Raw genomic sequence first — 20,763 nt, 5'->3', positions numbered from 1 at the left:
ATGTTCTCGACGGCCTTCCTCGATCTCCCGCCTCTCGCAGGCGCGGCCGGCACGGTCCGGCTGCCGGGCTCCAAGAGCATTTCCAACCGCGTGCTGCTGCTCGCCGCGCTCGCGAGCGGCACCACCACCATCCACGACCTGCTGGACTCCGACGACACCCGCGTGATGCTCGACGCCCTGCGCGCGCTCGGCTGCGGCATCGACCCTGCAGGCAGCACGCTGCGCATCACCGGCCTGGGCGGCCAGCTGAAGCCCAACGAAACGCTGCTGCCGCTGTTCCTCGGCAATGCCGGCACCGCGATGCGCCCGCTGACCGCGGCGCTGTCACTGCTGGGCGGCGAGTTCGAGCTCAGCGGCGTGCCGCGCATGCACGAGCGCCCGATCGGCGACCTCGTCGACGCACTGACCCAGCTTGGCTGCCGCATCGACTACCTCGGCAATCCGGGCTATCCACCGCTGCGTATCCACCCCGTGCCGCACGGCGAACTCGCGCTCGACGCGCCGATCCGCGTGCGCGGCGACGTGTCCAGCCAGTTCCTCACTGCCCTGTTGCTGGCGCTGCCGCTGGCGGCGGCCAATGACATCGTGATCGAGGTGATCGGCGAGCTGATCTCCAAGCCCTACATCGAGATCACGCTGAACCTGCTGGCGCGCTTCGGCATCCACGTGCAGCGCGACGGCTGGGAGCGCTTCACCATTCCCGCCGGCAGCAGCTACAGCTCGCCGGGCGACATCCACGTCGAGGCCGACGCCTCCTCCGCCAGCTATTTCATAGCTCTGGGCGCCATCGCGACGGGCGTATCCGGCAAGGACGGCATCCGGATCGAGGGCGTGGGAGCCGATTCGATCCAGGGCGACATCCGCTTCATCGACGCCGCCCGCCAGATGGGCGCGCTGGTCGACAGCGGCCCGAACTGGCTCGAAGTACGCCGCGGGGCGTGGCCGCTCAAGGCCATCGACCTCGACGCCAACCACATCCCCGACGCCGCGATGACGTTGGCCGTGATGGCGCTCTACGCCGACGGCCCGAGCACGCTGCGCAACATCGCGAGTTGGCGCGTGAAGGAAACCGACCGCATCGATGCCATGGCCAACGAGCTGAAGAAGCTTGGCGCCGCAGTCGAGGCCGGCCCCGACTTCATCCGCGTGCATCCACTCGCGCAGGCCGGCTGGCGCCCGGCAAGTATCCGCACCTACGATGACCATCGTGTGGCCATGTGCTTCTCGCTGGCGGCGTTCAACCCGGCCGGCGTGCCGGTGCGCATCCTCGATCCGCATTGCGTCGCCAAGACCTTCCCCGATTACTTCGAGACCTTGTTCTCGGTCGCCGAGGCCGCCGAGGTGCCGGTGATCTGCATCGACGGCCCGACCGCCTCCGGCAAGGGCACGCTGGCGGCCGAGGTAGCGCGCCTGCTGGGCTACCACTACCTCGATTCGGGCTCGCTGTACCGCGTGACCGGCCTCGCCATGCGCCGCGCCGGCCTGGACGCCAATACCGCAAACGAACCGCAGATTGCCACCCTCGCCGCCGCGCTGCCCCTGCAGTTCACCGAGGGGAAGGTGCTGCTGGCCGGGGAAGACGTGAGCGACGACATCCGCACCGAAGCCGCCGGCATGGACGCCTCGCGTGTCTCCGCGTTGCCCGCCGTGCGCGAGGCGCTGCAAGACCTGCAGCATCGCTTCCGCCGCCTGCCCGGGCTGGTGGCCGACGGACGCGACATGGGCACCGTGATCTTCCCCGACGCGGCGCTCAAGGTGTTCCTCACGGCCGGCGCCGCCCAGCGTGCCGAACGGCGCCATAAGCAGTTGATTTCAAAGGGGATTTCGGCTACACTCGACAGTCTTCGCTCCGACTTGGAAGCACGTGACGCCCGGGACTCTTCCCGCAGCGTCGCTCCGCTGAAGCCGGCGCAGGATGCCCGCCACCTCGACAACTCCCAGCTGTCCATCGAGCAATCGATCGATACGGTATTGAACTGGTGGCAGCAAGTACAGCCGTTCAAGTCCGCTTGAAAGGCTCGCGCCAACCGGGTGTTCCGGGGGGCGCATACCGCTCCAGCAGGCTCTTCTCGCGCGACAGCGCACCGGCCTTCTGGTTGTTCAACCAACCCGGGCACCAGCCCACAAAACCGCCGTCTCCAGACCCACAGCAGCCGCACGCAATCTCGCAAGAGCGCCTGCCAACCCTGCCTGACGGAAGGAACCATAAATGTCTGAATCTTTTGCCGACCTATTCGAAGAGTCCCTGAAGCGTTCCGAAATGCGCACCGGCGAGGTCATCACGGCCGAAGTCGTGCGTGTCGAACACAACCACGTCGTGGTCAACGCCGGCCTGAAGTCCGAAGCGTACGTGCCGATCGAAGAGTTCAAGAACGACAAGGGCGAACTCGAAGTCCAGGCCGGCGATTTCGTTTCCGTTGCCATCGGCAGCGTTGAAAACGGCTACGGCGACACCATCCTCTCGCGCGACACCGCCAAGCGTCTGGCTTCGTGGCTCGCCCTGGAGAAGGCCCTGGAATCGGGCGACTTCGTCACCGGCACCACCAGCGGCAAGGTCAAGGGCGGCCTGACCGTGCTCGTCAACGGCATCCGCGCATTCCTGCCGGGCTCGCTGATCGACACGCGTCCGATCAAGGACCTGACCCCGTACGAGAACAAGACCCTCGAATTCAAGGTCATCAAGCTCGACCGCAAGCGCAACAACGTCGTGCTGTCGCGCCGTGCCGTAGTCGAAGCCAGCATGGGCGAAGAACGCGCCAAGCTGATGGAAACGCTGAAGGAAGGCGCAGTCGTGCGCGGCGTGGTCAAGAACATCACCGAATACGGTGCGTTCGTGGACCTCGGCGGCATCGACGGCCTGCTGCACATCACCGACATGGCATGGCGCCGTGTTCGCCACCCGAGCGAAGTCGTTCAGGCCGGCCAGGAAATCACCGCCAAGATCCTCAAGTTCGACACCGAAAAGAACCGTGTCTCGCTGGGTCTCAAGCAGATGGGTGACGACCCGTGGATGGGCGTTTCGCGCCGCTACCCGCAATCGACCCGCCTGTTCGGCAAGGTCACGAACATTGCCGACTACGGCGCGTTCGTCGAACTCGAACCCGGCATCGAAGGCCTGGTGCACGTCTCCGAAATGGACTGGACCAACAAGAACATCGCTCCGAACAAGATCGTCTCGCTGGGCGACGAAGTCGAAGTCATGGTCCTCGAGATCGACGAAGACAAGCGCCGCATCAGCCTGGGCATGAAGCAGTGCAAGGCCAACCCGTGGCAAGAGTTCGCGCAAAACACGAAGCGTGGCGACCGCGTCAAGGGCCCGATCAAGTCGATCACCGACTTCGGCGTGTTCGTGGGTCTGGCTGCCGGCATCGACGGCCTGGTTCACCTCTCGGACCTCTCGTGGAACGAAGCCGGCGAAACCGCCGTTCGCAACTACAAGAAGGGCCAGGAAGTCGAAGCGCTCGTGCTGGCTGTGGACGTCGACCGCGAACGCATCAGCCTGGGTATCAAGCAGCTCGACAGCGATCCGTTCACCACGTTCACCACCGTGAACGACAAGGGTCAGATCGTGACCGGCAAGGTCAAGACCGTGGACGCCCGCGGCGCTGAAATCGACCTCGGCGAAGACATCATCGGCTACCTGCGTGCTTCGGAAATCTCGCGCGACCGCGTCGAAGATGCCCGCAACGTGCTGAAGGAAGGCGACGAAGTCACTGCCATCGTCGTGAATGTGGATCGCAAGACCCGCAACATCCAGCTGTCGATCAAGCAGAAGGACATGGTCGACGAACAAGGCGCCATGGCCAGCCTGAGCCAGCAGTCGGCACGCGAAAACGCGGGCACGACGAGCCTGGGCGCCCTGCTGCGCGCCAAGCTCGACAACAACGACAGCAAGTAAGCTGAGTCCGAAGACAGAGCAGGCCGTGGGGCCGCTCTGTCTTTTTTTTCGTCCACGTTTTTCGTTTATGTTCGGCCTATGACCCGCTCAGACCTCGTCGAAGAACTCGCAGCGCGCTTTGCCCAGCTCACGCACCGCGATGCCGAATACGCCGTCAAGACCATCCTCGACGCGATGAGCGACGCGCTGGTGCGCGGGCACCGCATCGAGATCCGCGGCTTCGGCAGCTTCTCGGTCAACCGGCGTCCGCCGCGTATCGGCCGCAACCCGCGTTCGGGCGAGAGCGTGCAGATTCCCGAGAAACGTGTGCCGCACTTCAAGCCCGGCAAGGCGCTGCGCGAGGCCGTGGATGCCCGCACCGCGGAGCTCGACGCCGGCAAGGAAGCCAAGGGCCGCAAGGCCTGACCGGCGGTCCGTCCCGACGGTTGCAAACGTAGAATCGTCCCGCCAACGGGAACGTGCATGAAATACCTCCTGTGGCTGCTCAAGGCAGCCATTTTTTTTACGCTCTTTGCTTTCGCGCTGAACAACCAGCACGACGCGACCGTCTATTTCTTCTTCGGCACCTACTGGCGCGCGCCGTTGGTGCTCGTCGTGCTTGCGGCCTTCGCCGGTGGGCTTGTGGTGGGCGCGCTCGGCATGCTGCCGGGCTGGTGGAAGCATCGCACCGCCGCGGCGCAACTGCCCGCTGCCTCCGAGGCCCAGCCATCCGCGCCGTCGATCGCCACGAGCACTCCCGCATCGGCGCCATCCATCTCCGCCACCGACCTTCCCGCCGTACGTCAACATGGACTTTGATCCCAGCTGGCTGCTGATCAGCCTGCCCGTCGCCTTCGTGCTGGGCTGGCTCGCATCGCGCTTCGACATCCGGCAACTCAAGCTCGAGAACCGCCAGGCACCAAAGGCCTACTTTCGCGGCCTCAACTTCCTGCTCAACGAGCAGCAGGACCAGGCCATCGACGCCTTCATCGAGGCCGTGCAGAACGACCCCGACACGCAGGAGCTGCATTTCGCACTCGGCAACCTGTTCCGCCGCCGCGGCGAGTACCAGCGCGCGGTGCGCGTGCACGAGCACCTGCTGGGCCGCGGCGACCTGAGCCGCAGCGACCGCGAACGCGCGCAGCACGCATTGGCGCAGGACTTCCTGCGCGCCGGCCTGCTCGACCGCGCCGAAGCCGCGCTGCAGAAGCTCGAAGGCACGCGCTACGAGAACGAGGCGCTGCTGTCTTTGCTGGCCATCTACGAACGCTCGCGCGAATGGGCGCAAGCCGCCGACGTGGCGCAGAAACTCGACGAGTCCGACCAGGCCAGCTACAGCACGCGCCGCGCGCATCACCTCTGCGAGCAGGCGACCGAGCGCGTGGCGGCAGGCGACCTGTCCAGCGCGGCGAAGCTGCTCGCGCAGGCCGTTGAACTTGCGCCGCAAGCGCCGCGGCCCGCCATCGACACGGCCAACCTGCAGCTGCGCAAAGGCGAAGCGGCCGCGGCCTTCGACACGCTCGTGGCCCTGAGCGACACGGCACCGCTGGCGCTGCCGCTCTATGCCGCCGCACTGCAGCAGGCCGCCGTGGCCGCGCACCGCCAGGGCGAAGCGCTTGCGCTGCTGCAACGCCGCTACGTGGAGTCGCCGTCGATCGACGTGCTCGAAGCACTGATGGCGCTCGGCGGCACACCGACCGCCACCACCGAAGAGCCCAACCCCACGCCGCGCGACGGCTACATCGCACATCTTGCACAGCAGCCCTCACTGGTCGCTGCCTCGCGCTGGCTCGCGGGCGAACACTTCGAGCATCAGCAGTTCCACCCGCAGGTGCAACGCGCTCTCGACCAGGCAACCCGGCCGCTCATGCGCTATCGCTGCGCCGCCTGCGGCTTCGAGGCGCACCAGTACTTCTGGCACTGCCCCGGCTGCCAGGCCTGGGACAGCTATCCGCCGCGCCGCGTCGAAGAACTCTGATCACATTTTTGAACAATGGTCACGTGGCGGCCGGTGCGGCTTCCACGCGTCAACGCCCTGCTTTTGTGCCTCGTTGAGCCTGGGCCGGCGCTCTTGCCGGCTGTCAGTCATATCAACAAGACAAAGGGAGTTCTCATCATGTTCAAGAAAATCCTGGCCGCCACGGCCATGCTGTTCGCGGCCGTTTCGTTCGCCGCCGTCGATGTCAACAAGGGCACGGCCGCCGATCTCGACGGCGTCAAGGGCGTCGGCCCCTCCATGTCCAAGCGCATTCTCGACGCGCGCAAGGAAGGCGAGTTCAAGGACTGGCCCGACCTCATGCAGCGCGTGAAGGGCGTCAAGGAAAAGAAGGCCGCCAAGCTGTCGGCCGAAGGCCTGACGGTCAATGGCCAGGCCTTCGGTGGTGCGGCGCCTGCCGCTCCCAAGGAGGGCAAGACGGGCAAGGTAGCCAAGGCCGCCAAACCCTGATTTCCTACCCGGCCCTATAGCAAGCAAGCCGCCTGTGGGCGGCTTTTTCATGCATGCACCAAGGCAGGGAAATGCCTCAGGGATGGTCCGGATTTTGCTCGTATGCTCGTTTTCGTTTTCACTTTCATACGTTCCGGAGAGCTCATGAATCACAAGTTCGGCATTGCCCTCGCAGGTCTGACCCTTGGCGCCGCAGTCTTCGCGCAGACCAAATGGGACCTGCCCACCGCCTACCCGGCGAGCAACTTCCACACAGAGAACATCACCCAGTTCGCGAGCGACGTGGACAAGGGCAGCGGCGGCAAGCTCAAGATCACGGTGCACGCCAACGCCTCGCTGTTCAAGGCACCCGAGATCAAGCGCGCAGTGCAAGGTGGCCAGGCGCAGCTCGGCGAGATCCTCCTCGTGAACTATCAGAACGAGTGGCAGCTGTTCGGCGCCGACGGCATCCCGTTCCTGGCCGACAGCTACGACGCCGCCTGGAAGCTCTACCAGGCACAGAAGCCGGTGCTCGAGAAGAAGCTGGCGGAGCAAGGCATCGTGCTGCTCTACACGGTCGCCTGGCCGCCGCAAGGCATCTTCGTGAAGAAGGAAATCGCATCGGCCGCCGACCTGAAGGGGGTGAAGTGGCGTGCCTACAGCCCCGCCACCGCGCGCATCGGGGAACTCGTCGGCGCACAGCCCGTCACGGTGCAGCAGGCCGAGCTCTCGCAGGCCATGGCCACCGGCGTGATCGAGTCGTACATGTCCTCGGGGTCGACCGGCTACGACACAAAGACCTACGAATACATCAAGAACTTCTACGACACCCAGGCCTGGCTGCCAAAGAACGCGGTGCTCATGAACAAAAAGGCCTTCGATGCACTCGACAAGCCCACGCAGGACGCGGTGCTCAAGGCCGCGGCCGACGCCGAGAAGCGCGGATGGGACCTGTCGAAGAAAAAGAACGTCGAATACCTGGACCTGCTCAAGAAGAACGGCATGACGGTGCATGTTCCCTCGGCGCAACTCAAGGCCGACATGAAGAAGGTCGGCGACACCATGCTCAAGGAGTGGACCGAGAAGGCCGGTGCCGAGGGCCAGGCCGTCGTCGATGCCTACAAGAAGATGTGAGGCGGACTCGAACTGCATCCGATGCGCAAGACGCTTGATCTTCTCTATATGAGCGCCGCCGCATTGGCGGCGCTTTTCATGGTCGGCCTGCTGGCGATGGTGCTCCTGTCCATCCTCGGCCGCCAGCTTCACTTCAACATTCCCGGCATCGATGCCTACGCCGGCTACCTGATGGCCGGCGCGGGATTCATGGCGCTGGCGCACACGCTCAAGCGCGCAGAGCACATCCGCGTGACGCTGGTGCTGCAGAACCTGCCGCCCGCGGCGCAGCGCTGGCTCGAACGCTGGGCCATGGGCGCTGCGGCGCTGCTCGCGCTGCTCTTTGCCTGGTACAGCGTGCGCCTGGCCTGGCAGTCGCTCGGCTACCATGACATCTCCACCGGCAACGACGCCACACCACTGTGGATACCGCAGCTGTCGATGGCACTCGGCGCCATCGTCTTCGCCATCGCTTCGCTGGACGAGTTCGTGATCGAGTGGCGCGGCCGGCCCGCCAAGACTGTCGAGACGGAGGCTCTTCGCCATGAGTGACATCGCCGTCGCGGGCTTCCTGATCGCCGCGCTGTTCCTCATCCTCGGCAGCGGCGTCTGGATCGGTCTCACCCTCTCGGGCGTGGCATGGATCGCCATGCAGATCTTCTCGTCGCGCTCCGCCGGTGACGCCATGGCCGTGACCATCTGGGGATCGGCCTCGAGCTGGACGCTCACCGCGCTGCCGCTGTTCGTGTGGATGGGCGAGATCCTGTTTCGCACCCGGCTCTCGCAGGACATGTTCAAGGGCCTCGCACCCTGGATGCAAAGCCTGCCGGGCCGGCTGCTGCACACCAACGTGGTGGGGTGCGCAGTGTTTGCCGCGGTTTCCGGGTCGAGCGCGGCCACCTGCGCCACCATCGGCAAGATGAGCCTGCCGGAGCTCAAGCGCCGCGGCTACCCCGACGACATGGTCATCGGCACGCTGGCCGGCGCGGGCACGCTCGGCCTCTTGATTCCGCCGTCGATCATCATGATCGTCTACGGAGTGAGCGCGGACGTGTCGATCGCGCGGCTGTTCATCGCGGGCGTCATCCCGGGCATCCTGCTCGCCTTGCTGTTCTCCGGCTACATCGTGTTCTGGGCGCTGCGCCATCCCGACCGCGTCCCGCCGGCCGACGCGAAGCTGCCCTTCATGCAAAAGCTCAAGGCCTCGATGTCGCTGATCCCGGTGGCCCTGCTCATCCTGTCGGTGCTCGGCTCCATCTATGCGGGCATCGCCACCGCGACCGAAGCTGCGGCCGTGGGCGTGGTCGGCGCGATGATCATCTCTGGCGCGCAGGGCTCGCTCACCTGGCAAAGCTTCAGGGAAGCACTGCTGGGAGCCACGCGGCTGTACTGCATGATGGCGCTGATCCTCGCGGGCGCGGCCTTCCTCACGCTGGCCATGGGCTACATCGGCCTGCCGCGGCACCTGGCCGAATGGATTGGCTCGCTGGGCCTGTCGAAGTTCCAGCTCATCCTGGCGCTCGCTGCCTTCTACATCGTGCTGGGCTGCTTCCTCGACGGCATCTCGATGGTGGTGCTGACCATGGGCGTGATCATGCCGACCGTTACGGCGGCCGGCATCGATCCGGTCTGGTTCGGCATCTTCGTCGTGCTGGTGGTCGAGATGGCGCAGATCACACCACCCGTGGGCTTCAACCTGTTCGTGCTGCAAGGCATGACCGGCAAGGACCTGCTCTACATCGCGCGCGTCACGCTGCCGATGTTCTTCCTGATGGTTGCGGCAGTGCTGATCATCTACTTCGTGCCGCAACTGGTGACCTGGCTGCCGCAGCAGATGGCGCCCTGATACGGCAAGGAACGCGCCGACAATAAACGCATGCTTCTTCTCCCGATTCTTGCCATCTGCATCGGCGCCTCGATCGGCGCCCTGGCCCGCTGGGGCCTTGCCCTCTGGTTGGGCATGGGCGGCCTCATGCCCTGGGGCACGCTGGCTGCCAACCTGATCGGCGGCTACCTCATCGGCGTGGCCGTTGCCACCTTCCAGCTGCTGCCAGACCTGGATCCGGTCTGGCGGCTCGCGCTGATCACCGGCTTCCTCGGCGGCCTCACCACCTTCTCGAGCTTCTCGGTCGAGGTCACCACCATGCTGCTCGAAGGCCGGCTGGGCGTGGCCATGGTGACGGCCTCGGCCCACCTGGGCGGCTCGCTCTTCTTCACCTGGCTCGGCATCCGCACCGTGCGGATCTTCTCGGCTTGAAGAGGGCAAAAAGCGCCTTATGTCTTGCGGTTATAGATAGAGCTTCCCAAAGGGTCGATCGATAGAATCGACCCCAATGCCCCTGGTCTTTCTCGTCGCACTCCCCTTCATTGCCAGCGTGCTGGCCGCGTTGATGCCATCCAACGCGCGCAACAGGGAGTCGACCCTCGCGGGTCTCGTCGCATTGGGCTGCGCGATACAGACCGCATGGCTCTTTCCGCGGGTCGCACATGGCAACGTGCTGCGGCAAGAGATCGAATGGCTGCCGGCCCTCGGCCTCAACCTCGTGTTCCGCATGGACGGCTTCGCCTGGCTGTTCTGCATGCTGGTACTGGGCATCGGCGCGCTGGTGGTGCTCTATGCGCGCTACTACATGTCGGCCTCCGACCCGGTGCCGCGCTTCTTCTCGTTCTTCCTCGCGTTCATGGGCGCAATGATGGGCGTGGTGCTCTCGGGCAACATGGTCCAGATGGTGCTGTTCTGGGAGCTCACCAGCCTGTTCTCGTTCCTGCTGATCGGCTACTGGCACCACCGCCGCGACGCGCGGCGCGGCGCGCGCATGGCGCTCACCGTCACCGGCGCGGGCGGGCTGTGCCTGCTGGCCGGCGTGCTGGTGCTGGGCCGCATCGTCGGCAGCTACGAGCTGGACGTGGTGCTGGCCTCGGGCGACCTCATCCGCGCGCATGCGCTCTACCCGGCCGTGCTGGTGCTGGTGCTGCTCGGCGCCTTCACCAAGAGCGCGCAGTTCCCGTTCCACTTCTGGCTGCCGCGCGCCATGGCCGCGCCCACGCCGGTCTCGGCCTACCTGCACTCGGCCACCATGGTGAAGCTCGGCGTGTTCCTCATGGCGCGGCTGTGGCCCGTGCTCTCGGGCACCGAGCAATGGTTCTGGATGGTGGGCGGCGCGGGCGCGGTCACGCTGCTGCTCGGCGGCTTCATCGCCATGTTCCAGCGCGACCTGAAGGCACTGCTGGCCTACTCGACCATCTCGCACCTCGGGCTCATCACGCTGCTGCTGGGCCTGAACAGTCCTTTGGCGGCAGTGGCTGCGGTGTTCCACGTCATGAACCACGCGACCTTCAAGGCATCGCTGTTCATGGCGGCCGGCATCATCGACCACGAAAGCGGCACGCGCGACATCCGCAAGCTCAGCGGCCTGCTGCGGCTGATGCCGATCACCGGCACGCTGGCCATCATCGCCAGCGCCTCGATGGCCGGCGTGCCGCTGCTCAACGGATTCCTGTCGAAGGAGATGTTCTTCGCCGAGACGGTGTTCATCCAGTCCACGCCATGGATCGACTGGAGCCTGCCGATCATCGCCACCGTCGCGGGCGTCTTCACCGTGGCCTACTCCGCCCGCTTCGTGTTCGACGTGTTCTTCGGCCCGCCCTGCGGCCCCGACGTGCCCAGGCAGCCGCATGAGCCGCCGCACTGGATGCGCGTGCCGGTCGAACTGCTGGTGCTGCTGTGCCTGGTCGTGGGCGTGGCACCGGCCTGGTCCATCGGCCCGCTGCTGGCGGCGGCCGCGACGCCCGTGGTGGGCGGCACGCTGCCCGAGTACAGCCTGGCCGTGTGGCACGGTTTCAACCTGCCGCTCGCGATGAGCTTCGTGGCGTTGGCTGGGGGCGCAGCGCTGTACCTGCTGCAGCGCCGCCGGCGCGCGGACGGCGGCCTCGCACACACGCCGCTGCTGCATCGCTTCGACGGCCAGGCCATCTTCGAGCACCTGCTCGCGCTGCTGAGCGAGGCGGGCCGGCGCAGCCGCCGCCTGCTCGGCACGCGCCGCATGCAGTGGCAGTTGCTGCTGCTGGTCGTCGTGGCCGTCGCGGGCGCTGCGGCTTCCCTGTGGACCGCGCCCGCCGCGCCCGGCACGCGCGAGCTGCTGCCCTTCTCGCCGATGTTCGCCATGACCTGGATCATCGGCGGCACCTGCGCGCTGGCCGCCGCGTGGCTGGCCAAGTTCCACCGGCTGGCGGCGCTGATGCTGGCTTCGGGCGCCGGACTGGTCTCGTGCGTGACCTACATCTGGTTCTCCGCGCCCGACCTCGCGCTGACGCAGCTGGTGGTCGAAGCCGTGACCACCGTGCTGATCCTGCTGGGCCTGCGCTGGCTGCCGATGCGCAGCAAGGACGCCGTGCAGCCGGCGCGCGCACGCCTGCGGCCCTGGGGCCGGCGCGGGCGCGACCTGCTGGTGGCCGCCATCGCCGGTGGCGGCATGGCGGCGCTGGCCTGGACCGTGATGACGCGCGAGTTCCCGCAGAGCATCTCGCCCTTCTTCCTCGAACGTGCGCTCACCGAGGGCGGTGGCACCAACGTGGTCAATGTGATGCTGGTCGACTTCCGCGGCTTTGACACCTTCGGCGAGATCACCGTGCTCGGCGTGGTCGCGCTCACGGTGTATGCGCTGCTGCGGCGCTTCCGCCCTGCGATCGAATCGATGGCGCTGCCGGTGCAGCAGCGCCAGCAGGTCGACGACGGCGGCAGCGACCTGCTGAACCCGCGTCGCGCCAACGACACCGCCGTCGGCTACCTGATGGTGCCTGCCGTTCTGGTGCGGCTGCTGCTGCCGCTGGCGGTGCTGGTGTCGGCCTACTTCTTCATGCGCGGCCACAACGCGCCGGGCGGCGGCTTCGTCGCGGGGCTGGTGATGTCGGTCGCGCTGGTGCTGCAGTTCATCGTCTCGGGCACCGAATGGGTCGAAGAGCACCTGCGCATCTATCCGCGCCGCTGGATCGCCATCGGCCTGCTGTTCGCGCTCGCCACCGGCAGCGGCGCGGTGCTGTTCGGCTACCCCTTCCTGACCACGCACACCGCGCATCTGCACCTGCCGCTGCTGGGCGAGGTGCATGTGCCGAGTGCCCTCTTCTTCGACATCGGCGTGTTCGCGCTGGTGCTCGGCGCCACCATGCTGATCCTCACCGGGCTGGCCCACCAGTCGATAAGAAGCCACCGCTGGGCCGACGAGCAGGTAGAGAAAGAGGCCGAAGCCAAGGCCGCCGCAGAGGGAGCTCGCTGATGGAAATCGTGCTCGCACTCGCCATCGGCGTGCTCACCGGCTCGGGCGTGTACATGCTGCTGCGCCCACGCACCTTCCAGGTCATCATGGGCCTGACGCTGATCTCGTACGCGGTCAATCTCTTCATCTTCAGCATGGGCCGGCTCAAGGTCGACAGCGAGCCGGTGCTCGTCAAGGGCTTCACCGCCACGCTGGCCAACACGGCCGACCCGATGCCGCAGGCCCTGGTGCTTACGGCCATCGTGATCGGCTTTGCGATGACTGCGCTGTTCCTCGTGGTGATGCTCGCCTCGCGCGGCCTCACCGGCACCGACCACGTGGACGGTGAAGAGCGGCAGGAGGCGGAGTGAAGGAAATCTTCCACCTGCTCGACAGGCTGCTCGAGTTCAGCATGCCGCATTTGGTGGCGGTGCCGATCCTCGTGCCCATGCTCACGGCCGCGCTCATGCTGCTGCTGGGCGAGCGCCGGCGGCGCACCAAGTCGGCCCTGAGCGTGGTGTCGGGCCTCGTCGGCCTGCTCGCGGCGCTTGCATTGCTGCGCTGGGTCAACGCGGCCGACACCGGCGGCGGCCCCGGCTCCATCGGCGTCTACCTGCCGGGCAACTGGCGCGCGCCCTTCGGCATCGTGCTGGTGGCCGACCGGCTTTCGACCATGATGGTCGTGCTCACCGGCGTCATCGCCTTTGCCGCGTCCATCTACTCGACCTCGCGCTGGGACCGTGCGGGCGTGCATTTCCATCCGCTGCTGCAGCTGCAGCTCATGGGCCTCAACGGCGCCTTCCTCACGGGCGACCTGTTCAACCTGTTCGTCTTCTTCGAAGTGATGCTCGCGGCTTCGTACGGCCTGCTGCTGCATGGTTCGGGCCGGCTGCGTGTGCAGGCGGGGCTGCAGTACGTCGCGATCAATCTCGCGGCTTCGTCGTTGTTCCTGATCGGTGCGGCCATCCTGTACGGCGTGACGGGCACGCTCAACATGGCCGATCTCGGCGTGCGCATCGCCGAACTCGCGCCGGGCGACCGCGGGCTGGTGCATGCGGCGGCGGCCATCCTCGCGACCGCCTTCTTCGCCAAGGCCGGCGCATGGCCGCTCAACTTCTGGCTGGTGCCTGCCTACAGCGCGGCGGTGTCGCCGGTGGGCGCGGTGTTCGCGCTGCTGACCAAGCTCGGCATCTACACGATCCTGCGGCTGTGGACCGTGCTCTTCGCGCCCGACACCGGCGACTCGGCCGCCTTCGGGCAGGCCGCGCTGGTCGGTGCCGGCCTTGCCACGCTCTTCGTCGGCGCCCTCGGCATCGTCGGCACCCAGCGGCTGTCGAACCTCGCGGGCTTCAGCGTGCTGGTGTCGGCCGGCACCCTGCTCGCGGCGCTCGGACTCGGACGGCCGGCCGTGTGGGCAGGAGCGCTGTACTACCTGCTGAGTTCCACGCTCGCGGTCAGTGCCTTCTTCCTGCTGACCGACATGATCGAACGCTGGCGCAACGCCGGCATGAGCGTCGCGCCGCACGAAGCGGCCGGCAACGCGCCCTTCCTCGCCGAAGACCTGCGCGCGCTCGACAACGTGAACCTCGACGACGAAGCACAGGCTCTTTACGGCCGCGCGATTCCCGCCGGCGTGGCCTTCCTCGGCCTGAGCTTCATGGGCTGCACGCTGCTGCTCGCGGGCCTTCCGCCGCTGTCGGGCTTCATCGGCAAGTTCGCGATGCTCTCGGGCTTGCTCGGCGCAAAGTCGCTCGGCACCGCCAGCTGGATTTTCCTCGCGCTGCTGATCGTCTCTGGTTTTCTCTCGCTGATCGCGTTGAGCCGCACCGGCATCCGCCATTTCTGGACGCAGCTCCACCCCACCATGCCTTCGCTGCCCGCGCTCGAAGTGCTGCCGGTGGCCGGACTTCTCGCCGCCTGCGTGGCGCTGACCGTGTGGGCCGAGCCCGTGATGCAGCACGCCAGGGCCACGGCGGAAGGCCTGAAGACCCCCACGGCCTACCGCAATGCGGTGCTGGGCGCCAGGCAGATACCGAACCCGGTGAAGAAAAAGGAAGGCGCGCCCCCATGAAGCGCCTTCTGCCTTCCCCGCCGCTGTCGTTCGCGCTGTTCGTCGTCTGGCTGCTGCTCAACCAGTCGCTCGACGCGGCCACGCTGCTGGCAGCCGTGGTCCTCGCCATCGCCGTGCCGTTGCTCACCGAGGGCCTGCGCCCGGCGGCGGTGCGCATGCGCCGGCCTGGCGTCGCGCTGCGGCTGTCTTTCGTCGTGACCTTCGACATGCTGAAGTCGGCGTACGACGTGGCCCGCCTGCTGCTCACGCGGCGCACCTCGCGCATCGGCTCGAAGTTCGTGCAGATTCCGCTCGACATGCGCGACCCAAACGGGCTCGCGGTGCTGGCGATGATCATGTGCCTCACGCCCGGCACGGCCTGGGGCGAAGTGTCGTTCGACCGCAGCACGCTGCTGATCCACGTGTTCGACCTCGACGACGAGGCCGCCTTCATTGCGCTGATCAAGCAGCGCTACGAACGCCCCCTGATGGAGATCTTCGAGTCATGACACCCATCCTCTTCTGGGCCCTGAAATTCGCGCTCTTCCTGCTGGCCGTGGCCATGCTGTGCGCGCTCTCGCGGCTGCTGATCGGCCCGAGCGCGCAGGACCGCGTGATGGCGCTCGACTGCCTGTACATCAACGGCATGCTGATGATGCTGGTGCTGGGCATCGTCTACGCGAGCAATGTCTACTTCGAGGCAGCGATGCTGATCGCGCTGTTCGGCTTCGTGGGTTCCACGGCGATGGCCAAGTTCCTGCTGCGCGGAGAGGTGATCGAATGACGGACTTCATCGCAGGCCCGCTGCCGCTGTGGGCCGAGATCGTCACCGCCGTGTTCGCCGTACTGGGTGCAGCTTTCGCAGCCATCGGCTCCTTCGGCCTGATCCGGCTACCCACCTTCTTCCGCCGCATCCATGCGCCCACATTGGGCGCGACGGTAGGCGTGTGGTGCATGACCGTGGCCACCATCGTGTACTTCTCGGTGCAGGGCTTCAGCCTGTTCCTGCACGCGGTGCTGATCGTGCTGTTCATCGCACTGACTGCGCCGATCACCACCATCTTCCTGATGCGCGCGGCGCTGTTCCGCGAGCGGCAGAAGGGTGGGGATGTGCCGCCTGAGGCGAAGTCGGGCTGAGGCAAGGCCTCTGTTCGGGGCGCGCTCACGCCGACGGGGTGCCTTGCTCCGCGAATGTCCCCCGCTTCGCTCCTCCTTTATTTCGCTGCGCAAGGCACCCCATCGGCGCGAGCGTGTACAGGGCACCGGGTGCTCCCCGCAGCGAAATAAAGGAGGAGCGAAGCGGGGGACATTCGCGGAGGGGAGTACCCGGTGGCCTGTGCACGCACCCCGAATGACCTCAGCTAGGCAGCAACTGCTGCATCTCCTTGGCCCGCGCCACTTCGACTTCACGCGGCAGGGTCACCGCATTCTTCACCGCAAGAATTTCCGCCATCACGCTCACCGCAATCTCCGGCGGCGTCTTGCTGCCGATGTAGATGCCGATCGGCCCGCGCAGCCGTGCGAGCGATTCGTCAGTCTGGTCGAAATGCTCGATCATGCGGTCGCGCCGCGCGTCGGCGTTGCGGCGCGAGCCGATGGCGCCGACGTAGAAGGCCTCGCTCTGCAGCGCCTCGAGCAACGCCAGGTCGTCGAGCTTCGGGTCGTGCGTGAGCGCAACCACGCAGCTGCGGCGGTCGGGCTTGAAGGCCAGCACCGCGTCGTCCGGCATCTCGGTCGTGATGTGCACGCCGGACAGCGACCACGCCGTTCGGTACTCGGCGCGCGGGTCGCACAGCGTCACCGCAAAGCCGCTGAACTTGGCCATCGTGGCGAGGTATTCGGCGAGCTGGCCGGCACCGATCAGCAGCATGCGGTATTCGGGGCCGAAGGTGTTGGTGAGCTCGGTGTCGTTCACCGTGAGCTCGTCGGGTGCCGTCGCTTCGGCGAGCCGCACCGCGCCGGTGGCGAGCGTCACCGTGCGCTGCATGAGCTTGCCCTGTTCCAGCTGTGCGACCAGCAGGTCGAGCGAGCCGGCGTCGGGCGCGTATTCGAGCAGCAACTCCAGCGTGCCGCCGCAAGGCAGCCCGAAACGGTGCGCCTCGTCGGCGGTGATGCCGTACTTCACGAGCGCGGGCGGCGCGCCCAGCGGCACGTCTTCGCCCTTGCCGTGGGCGTGGCTGTAGCGCGCGATCAGGTCGTCCTCGATGCAGCCGCCGGAGACCGATCCCACCACCGCACCGTCTTCGGCCAGGGCCATGATCGAACCCACCGGCCGGGGCGACGAGCCCCAGGTGCGCACGACGGTCGTCAGCAGCGCGCGTTTGCCGGCACGCCGCCAGTCACGCAGCGTGCGCAGCACCATGACGTCGAGATTTTCCATAAATCGGTTCGCTCCCTCAGCCGGCGTCGCCGGTCGCGGCGGTGTCGTCTTTCTTGCCGAGGCCGATCTTCTTCATGAGTCCGGACATCATGCCGGCCTTCTCGGCCGGCGCCTCGGCGCTGGCGGCCTCCTCGAGCGGCGCAGGCGGGGGGCCATAGCGGCTCTGCATCTCGGCCTCGAAGCGCTTGAAGAAATCGTCTGCGGTCGACTTGGCGGCGCCGTCGATCAGGCGCTGGCCCAGCTGGGCGATCTTGCCGCCGACCTGTGCCTGCACGGTGTAGTCGAGTTCGCAGCCGGCAACCGGCGGCGTCGCGGCCTCCGCTTCGGCCACCGGCTTGAGCGTGACGCTCGACGAGCCCTTCGCAAAGCCCGCCACACCGCCCTGCCCCTCGAAGGTGAGCTTGTAGCCATCGGGCGCAACGATGTCCGACAGCACCACCTTGCCGTTGAACTTGGCCGAGACCGGACCGATCTTGAGCGCGAGCGCAACGCTGTACTGGTTGTCGCCCGTGAGCTCGAACTTGTCGCAGCCGGGGATGCATTTCTTCAGCGTCTCGGGGTCGTTGAGCGCTTCCCAGGCCTGTTGTTGGGTGATGCCGAGGCGGCGGTTTCCGAGCATTTCCATGGTGGTTTCCTTTTGCTTCCTTCCTGGGCAACGCTAGCGGCCGGACCGCATCAAGGCGGCCAGGCTCGCGGCGAGCTGTTCGAGTGCGCTGAGATTGTGAACCGCCAGCATCGCATCTGCTTGCCGGTGCAACACGCCGGCCCCACGCGCCAGAGGGGCGTAGCCCTCGAAGCGCAGCAAGGGGTTGAGCCACAGCAGGCGGCGCGAATGGCGCTTGAGCCACAGAAGCTCCTGCTCCAGCAGCGATGGCTCGCCGGTGTCGAGGCCATCGCTGATCACCAGCACCAGCGTGCGGCGGCCGGTCAGGCGGCGGGCATGGGTGCGGCGCAGTTCGGTCAGGGAACTGCCGAGCCGGGTGCCACCCGCGAAGTCGTCGATGGCGAGGCTGGCCGCATCGAGCATGGCATCGGTGTCGGTGAGCCGGAAGGCGGGGGTCAGGTCCGTCAAGCGGGTGCCGAAGGCGAACACGTCGCGGCGCCCCGCCCGGCGGGTCGCAGCATGAAGAAACGCCAACAGTAGCCGCGCATAGCGCTCCATCGAGCCCGACACATCGACCAGCACCAGCAGCGGCAGGGGCTGCTGACGCCGCGCAAGCCTGGGCAGCCGCAGGATCTCGCCGCCGGTGCGCGCCGCTTCGTGCAGCACGCCCGGCCAGTGCATGCGCGCATGCTGCTGGCCCGCGTCGCCGGCCACGCGCAGGCGGCGTGACGGCAGTTCGGGAATCGGCAACCGGATGTCGCGCGCGAGCCGCTCGACGAGGCGGTATTCGGAAGCGCCGAGCGCGTTGAAGTCCGCATGCTGCAGGCGCTGGCGATCGCTCGACGTCATGGCGGCGTCGAACTCGATCTCGCGGTCGGGCTTTGCCGGCTCGGCCGGCCTGGCGGGGCTGCGCGGCGCGGTGAGTGCCTCGCGCACGCGCGGCCGGCGCTTCGAGGGCTCGGCCTTGCCTTCGGCGCTCGGCAGCATCTGCGCGAGCAGCTTGTTGGCCAGTTCCGGGTCGCGGAACCAGGCGTCGAAGAGTTCGCGGAACACCATGCGGTCCTGCTCGCGGCTCACCATCACGGCTTCCATCGCGGCGCTCAGGTCGAGCCTGTCTTCCACGCCCACCAGCGCGGCCGCTTCGGCAGCCAGCGCGATGCGCATGGCATCGGTACGCACGCCGGCACGGCGCAGCGCACGGCCGAAGGCGGTGATGTTGCCGGCGAGCTTTCCGCTGCGGACGTCGCCGAGTTGCTGGATGCCGGCCATGCGGAATCGCTGTCTGGAACAGGGACGCGCTCAGCGCGCGACCGGCTCCTCGGGTTTGAGCAGGTCCGATGCCAGCTCCCGCGTGAGCGCGGCCACGTCGTCGCGCTGCTTGAACAGGATGCCGGCGGTGTCGACCACTACCTCCGGGTCGAGCTCGACGGTGTCGAGCGCGATCAGCGCCCTCGCCCACTCGACGCTCTCGGCAATGCCGGGCGCGCGCTGGAAGGCGCTGGCGAAGGGTGCATCGCGCAGCCGTGCGACGAAGGCCGCCACCTGCGCCGACAGCTTCTCGCCGGCCTGCGGCACCTGCGCGCGCACGATGGCCAGCTCACGCTCGCGCTCCGGGTAGTCGAGCCAGTGATAGAGGCAGCGCCGCTTGACCGCGTCGTTGAGTTCGCGCGTGCGGTTGCTCGTGAGGATGGTGACGGGAGGCACCACGGCGCGCACCGTGCCCAGTTCGGGAATGCTCACCTGGTACTCGCCGAGGTATTCGAGCAGGAAGGCCTCGAAAGGCTCGTCGGCGCGGTCCACCTCGTCGATCAGCAGCACGGCGCCGGGCAGCGGCGTCTGCAGCGCCTGCAGCAGCGGACGGCGAATCAGGTAGTGGGGCTGGTAGACCTCGGCTTCCACGTCGCGCGCCGCGCCGGTGGCCTCGGCGGCGCGCATGTGCAGCAACTGCGCGGCGTAGTTCCATTCGTAGAGCGCTTCGCGCTGCTCCAGGCCGTCGTAGCACTGCAGGCGCAGCAGCTCGCGGTTCAGCGCGGTCGACAGCGCCTTCGCCAGCTCGGTCTTGCCGACGCCGGGTTCGCCTTCGAGCAGCAGCGGGCGCTGCAGCTTGAGCGCGAGGAACACAGCCGTGGCCAGCCGCCGATCGGCGAAGTAGCCGGCCTGCACCAAACCTTCGGAGAGGGAATCGATGGTCGGGAAGATCATGGCGAAGCGTAGCGGAAGACACGAGGCTGTCGCGTCTTCCGTTGAGCGAACAACAACCCCGGCTTCTTCAGCCCAGGGCCTTGGTGACTGCGCGCTGCGTCAGCACGCTGATCAGGTTCGCGCGATACGCAGCCGAGGCATGCAAATCGCTGTTGAGATCGCTCGCGTCGATCTTCACGGCTGCGGCAGCGGCCGCCGTGAAGCTCTTGTTGAGCGCATCCTCGAGCCCCGCATGACGGAACACGCCGTTGCCCGCGCCGGTGATCGCCACGCGCACGCCGCTGTCGTATTGCGCAAGGAACACGCCGACCAGCGGGAAGTTCGACGCCTTCTGGCGCAGCTTTTCGTAGACGGCACGCTTCGGAATGGGAAAGCGGATCGCGGTGATCAGTTCGCCCTCTTCGAGTGCCGTGGTGAACAGGCCCTGGAAGAAATCGTCCGCCGCGATCTCGCGCTTCGAGGTGATGACCGTCGCGCCGGAGCCCAGCACCGCGCTGGGATAGCAGGCGGCAGGGTCATTGTTGGCCACGGAGCCGCCGATGGTGCCCATCGCGCGCACTTGCCGGTCGCCGATGCGTGCGGCCAGGTCGGCCAGCGCCGGGAAGGCGGCCTTCACGTCGGCGTTGTTCGCCACGTCGAGATGGCGCGACATGGCGCCGATGGTGATGGCGTTGCCGTTTTTCGCGATGCCGGTGAGTTCCTTGATGCCGCTCAGGTCCACCAGCTGTTCGGGAGCCGAGAGCCGCAGCTTCATCGAAGCCAGCAGGGTCTGGCCGCCCGCCAGCGGCTTGGCGCCTGCGGCAACGAGTTTGGCCGCATCGGCCACGGAAGTGGGCCGTTCGAGTGTGAAGGCGTACATG

Annotated in this window: 21 protein-coding genes; 16 read left to right on the top strand and 5 right to left on the bottom strand. The window is 67.0% G+C overall.

What is annotated here, in order from left to right:
- The 16 genes from ASC92_RS03645 (at window position 1) to mnhG (ending at window position 15,854) form a co-directional block, all read left to right on the top strand.
- Window positions 1-2,013 (top strand): bifunctional 3-phosphoshikimate 1-carboxyvinyltransferase/cytidylate kinase, encoded by a 2,013-nt coding sequence (locus ASC92_RS03645; protein ID WP_056510383.1) that lies wholly within the window; start codon window positions 1-3, stop codon window positions 2,011-2,013.
- 196 nt (window positions 2,014-2,209) lie between these two features.
- Window positions 2,210-3,898: a 30S ribosomal protein S1 gene (rpsA, locus tag ASC92_RS03640; RefSeq protein ID WP_056510381.1), complete on the top strand. Its 1,689-nt coding sequence runs from the start codon at window positions 2,210-2,212 to the stop codon at window positions 3,896-3,898.
- A gap of 78 nt (window positions 3,899-3,976) precedes the next feature.
- The gene (locus tag ASC92_RS03635) at window positions 3,977-4,303 is read left to right on the top strand and encodes an integration host factor subunit beta (RefSeq protein WP_056510378.1); all 327 of its coding nucleotides are present in this window, start codon (window positions 3,977-3,979) and stop codon (window positions 4,301-4,303) included.
- 57 nt (window positions 4,304-4,360) lie between these two features.
- Window positions 4,361-4,696, top strand: coding sequence for a lipopolysaccharide assembly LapA domain-containing protein (locus tag ASC92_RS03630; RefSeq protein ID WP_056510376.1), 336 nt, complete (start codon window positions 4,361-4,363; stop codon window positions 4,694-4,696).
- The gene (gene lapB, locus ASC92_RS03625; protein WP_056510374.1) at window positions 4,686-5,855 is read left to right on the top strand and encodes a lipopolysaccharide assembly protein LapB; all 1,170 of its coding nucleotides are present in this window, start codon (window positions 4,686-4,688) and stop codon (window positions 5,853-5,855) included. Before ASC92_RS03630 ends, lapB begins: the two co-directional genes overlap by 11 nt.
- 138 nt (window positions 5,856-5,993) lie before the next feature.
- The gene (locus ASC92_RS03620; RefSeq protein ID WP_056510372.1) at window positions 5,994-6,323 is read left to right on the top strand and encodes a ComEA family DNA-binding protein; all 330 of its coding nucleotides are present in this window, start codon (window positions 5,994-5,996) and stop codon (window positions 6,321-6,323) included.
- 144 nt (window positions 6,324-6,467) lie between these two features.
- Window positions 6,468-7,436: a TRAP transporter substrate-binding protein gene (locus ASC92_RS03615; RefSeq protein ID WP_056510369.1), complete on the top strand. Its 969-nt coding sequence runs from the start codon at window positions 6,468-6,470 to the stop codon at window positions 7,434-7,436.
- 21 nt (window positions 7,437-7,457) lie between these two features.
- Window positions 7,458-7,967: a TRAP transporter small permease gene (locus ASC92_RS03610; protein WP_056510368.1), complete on the top strand. Its 510-nt coding sequence runs from the start codon at window positions 7,458-7,460 to the stop codon at window positions 7,965-7,967.
- Window positions 7,960-9,261: a TRAP transporter large permease gene (locus ASC92_RS03605; RefSeq protein ID WP_056510365.1), complete on the top strand. Its 1,302-nt coding sequence runs from the start codon at window positions 7,960-7,962 to the stop codon at window positions 9,259-9,261. The genes ASC92_RS03610 and ASC92_RS03605 overlap by 8 nt, the downstream gene beginning before the upstream one ends.
- A 30-nt stretch (window positions 9,262-9,291) precedes the next feature.
- Window positions 9,292-9,672, top strand: coding sequence for a fluoride efflux transporter CrcB (crcB, locus tag ASC92_RS03600; RefSeq protein ID WP_056510364.1), 381 nt, complete (start codon window positions 9,292-9,294; stop codon window positions 9,670-9,672).
- 76 nt (window positions 9,673-9,748) lie between these two features.
- A complete protein-coding gene (locus ASC92_RS03595) occupies window positions 9,749-12,688 on the top strand; it encodes a monovalent cation/H+ antiporter subunit A (protein ID WP_056510362.1) in 2,940 nt (979 codons plus the stop codon).
- The gene (locus tag ASC92_RS03590; RefSeq protein ID WP_056510360.1) at window positions 12,688-13,038 is read left to right on the top strand and encodes a Na+/H+ antiporter subunit C; all 351 of its coding nucleotides are present in this window, start codon (window positions 12,688-12,690) and stop codon (window positions 13,036-13,038) included. Before ASC92_RS03595 ends, ASC92_RS03590 begins: the two co-directional genes overlap by 1 nt.
- A 41-nt stretch (window positions 13,039-13,079) precedes the next feature.
- A complete protein-coding gene (locus ASC92_RS03585) occupies window positions 13,080-14,738 on the top strand; it encodes a monovalent cation/H+ antiporter subunit D (protein ID WP_056511829.1) in 1,659 nt (552 codons plus the stop codon).
- Entirely contained in the window at window positions 14,735-15,226 is a 492-nt protein-coding gene (locus ASC92_RS03580; protein WP_056510357.1) for a Na+/H+ antiporter subunit E, read from the top strand. Before ASC92_RS03585 ends, ASC92_RS03580 begins: the two co-directional genes overlap by 4 nt.
- Complete coding sequence (locus tag ASC92_RS03575) at window positions 15,223-15,501, top strand: K+/H+ antiporter subunit F (RefSeq protein ID WP_007829342.1); 279 nt, start codon at window positions 15,223-15,225, stop codon at window positions 15,499-15,501. Before ASC92_RS03580 ends, ASC92_RS03575 begins: the two co-directional genes overlap by 4 nt.
- Window positions 15,498-15,854, top strand: a complete 357-nt coding sequence (mnhG, locus tag ASC92_RS03570) for a monovalent cation/H(+) antiporter subunit G (RefSeq protein WP_007829341.1) — start codon at window positions 15,498-15,500, stop codon at window positions 15,852-15,854. The genes ASC92_RS03575 and mnhG overlap by 4 nt, the downstream gene beginning before the upstream one ends.
- Window positions 15,855-16,074: 220 nt before the next feature.
- On the opposite strand, the gene ASC92_RS03565 is transcribed toward mnhG, so the two are convergent.
- The 5 genes from ASC92_RS03565 to ASC92_RS03545 all read right to left on the bottom strand — a co-directional run bounded on the left by ASC92_RS03565 (window position 16,075) and on the right by ASC92_RS03545 (window position 20,762).
- Window positions 16,075-17,097 carry an XdhC family protein gene (locus ASC92_RS03565; RefSeq protein WP_056510354.1) on the bottom strand — a complete coding sequence of 341 codons (1,023 nt, stop codon included), beginning with the start codon at window positions 17,095-17,097 and terminating at the stop codon, window positions 16,075-16,077.
- A 16-nt stretch (window positions 17,098-17,113) separates the two neighbouring features.
- Window positions 17,114-17,722, bottom strand: a complete 609-nt coding sequence (locus ASC92_RS03560) for a CoxG family protein (RefSeq protein WP_056510352.1) — start codon at window positions 17,720-17,722, stop codon at window positions 17,114-17,116.
- A 33-nt stretch (window positions 17,723-17,755) separates the two neighbouring features.
- Window positions 17,756-18,970, bottom strand: coding sequence for a vWA domain-containing protein (locus ASC92_RS03555; RefSeq protein WP_056510350.1), 1,215 nt, complete (start codon window positions 18,968-18,970; stop codon window positions 17,756-17,758).
- A 30-nt stretch (window positions 18,971-19,000) separates the two neighbouring features.
- Window positions 19,001-19,903, bottom strand: a complete 903-nt coding sequence (locus ASC92_RS03550) for an AAA family ATPase (RefSeq protein WP_056510348.1) — start codon at window positions 19,901-19,903, stop codon at window positions 19,001-19,003.
- Between the two features lie 67 nt (window positions 19,904-19,970).
- Complete coding sequence (locus ASC92_RS03545) at window positions 19,971-20,762, bottom strand: FAD binding domain-containing protein (RefSeq protein ID WP_056510347.1); 792 nt, start codon at window positions 20,760-20,762, stop codon at window positions 19,971-19,973.
- Between the last annotated feature and the right edge of the window lies 1 nt (window position 20,763).

Source organism: Variovorax sp. Root411 (assembly GCF_001425205.1).
Classification (GTDB): domain Bacteria; phylum Pseudomonadota; class Gammaproteobacteria; order Burkholderiales; family Burkholderiaceae_C; genus Variovorax.
Note: the sequence above shows the minus strand (reverse complement) of the source record. Positions and strands in the feature narration are given on the sequence as shown.

Excerpts from the sequence above, each read along its gene's own strand:
- ASC92_RS03645 (WP_056510383.1), top strand. The coding sequence starts at position 1 with ATGTTCTCGACGGCCTTCCTCGATCTCCCGCCTCTCGCAGGCGCGGCC.
- rpsA (WP_056510381.1), top strand. The coding sequence starts at position 2,210 with ATGTCTGAATCTTTTGCCGACCTATTCGAAGAGTCCCTGAAGCGTTCC.
- ASC92_RS03635 (WP_056510378.1), top strand. The coding sequence starts at position 3,977 with ATGACCCGCTCAGACCTCGTCGAAGAACTCGCAGCGCGCTTTGCCCAG.
- ASC92_RS03630 (WP_056510376.1), top strand. The coding sequence starts at position 4,361 with ATGAAATACCTCCTGTGGCTGCTCAAGGCAGCCATTTTTTTTACGCTC.
- lapB (WP_056510374.1), top strand. The coding sequence starts at position 4,686 with ATGGACTTTGATCCCAGCTGGCTGCTGATCAGCCTGCCCGTCGCCTTC.
- ASC92_RS03620 (WP_056510372.1), top strand. The coding sequence starts at position 5,994 with ATGTTCAAGAAAATCCTGGCCGCCACGGCCATGCTGTTCGCGGCCGTT.
- ASC92_RS03615 (WP_056510369.1), top strand. The coding sequence starts at position 6,468 with ATGAATCACAAGTTCGGCATTGCCCTCGCAGGTCTGACCCTTGGCGCC.
- ASC92_RS03610 (WP_056510368.1), top strand. The coding sequence starts at position 7,458 with ATGCGCAAGACGCTTGATCTTCTCTATATGAGCGCCGCCGCATTGGCG.
- ASC92_RS03605 (WP_056510365.1), top strand. The coding sequence starts at position 7,960 with ATGAGTGACATCGCCGTCGCGGGCTTCCTGATCGCCGCGCTGTTCCTC.
- crcB (WP_056510364.1), top strand. The coding sequence starts at position 9,292 with ATGCTTCTTCTCCCGATTCTTGCCATCTGCATCGGCGCCTCGATCGGC.
- ASC92_RS03595 (WP_056510362.1), top strand. The coding sequence starts at position 9,749 with ATGCCCCTGGTCTTTCTCGTCGCACTCCCCTTCATTGCCAGCGTGCTG.
- ASC92_RS03590 (WP_056510360.1), top strand. The coding sequence starts at position 12,688 with ATGGAAATCGTGCTCGCACTCGCCATCGGCGTGCTCACCGGCTCGGGC.
- ASC92_RS03585 (WP_056511829.1), top strand. The coding sequence starts at position 13,080 with ATGCCGCATTTGGTGGCGGTGCCGATCCTCGTGCCCATGCTCACGGCC.
- ASC92_RS03580 (WP_056510357.1), top strand. The coding sequence starts at position 14,735 with ATGAAGCGCCTTCTGCCTTCCCCGCCGCTGTCGTTCGCGCTGTTCGTC.
- ASC92_RS03575 (WP_007829342.1), top strand. The coding sequence starts at position 15,223 with ATGACACCCATCCTCTTCTGGGCCCTGAAATTCGCGCTCTTCCTGCTG.
- mnhG (WP_007829341.1), top strand. The coding sequence starts at position 15,498 with ATGACGGACTTCATCGCAGGCCCGCTGCCGCTGTGGGCCGAGATCGTC.
- ASC92_RS03565 (WP_056510354.1), bottom strand. The coding sequence starts at position 17,097 with ATGGAAAATCTCGACGTCATGGTGCTGCGCACGCTGCGTGACTGGCGG.
- ASC92_RS03560 (WP_056510352.1), bottom strand. The coding sequence starts at position 17,722 with ATGGAAATGCTCGGAAACCGCCGCCTCGGCATCACCCAACAACAGGCC.
- ASC92_RS03555 (WP_056510350.1), bottom strand. The coding sequence starts at position 18,970 with ATGGCCGGCATCCAGCAACTCGGCGACGTCCGCAGCGGAAAGCTCGCC.
- ASC92_RS03550 (WP_056510348.1), bottom strand. The coding sequence starts at position 19,903 with ATGATCTTCCCGACCATCGATTCCCTCTCCGAAGGTTTGGTGCAGGCC.
- ASC92_RS03545 (WP_056510347.1), bottom strand. The coding sequence starts at position 20,762 with ATGTACGCCTTCACACTCGAACGGCCCACTTCCGTGGCCGATGCGGCC.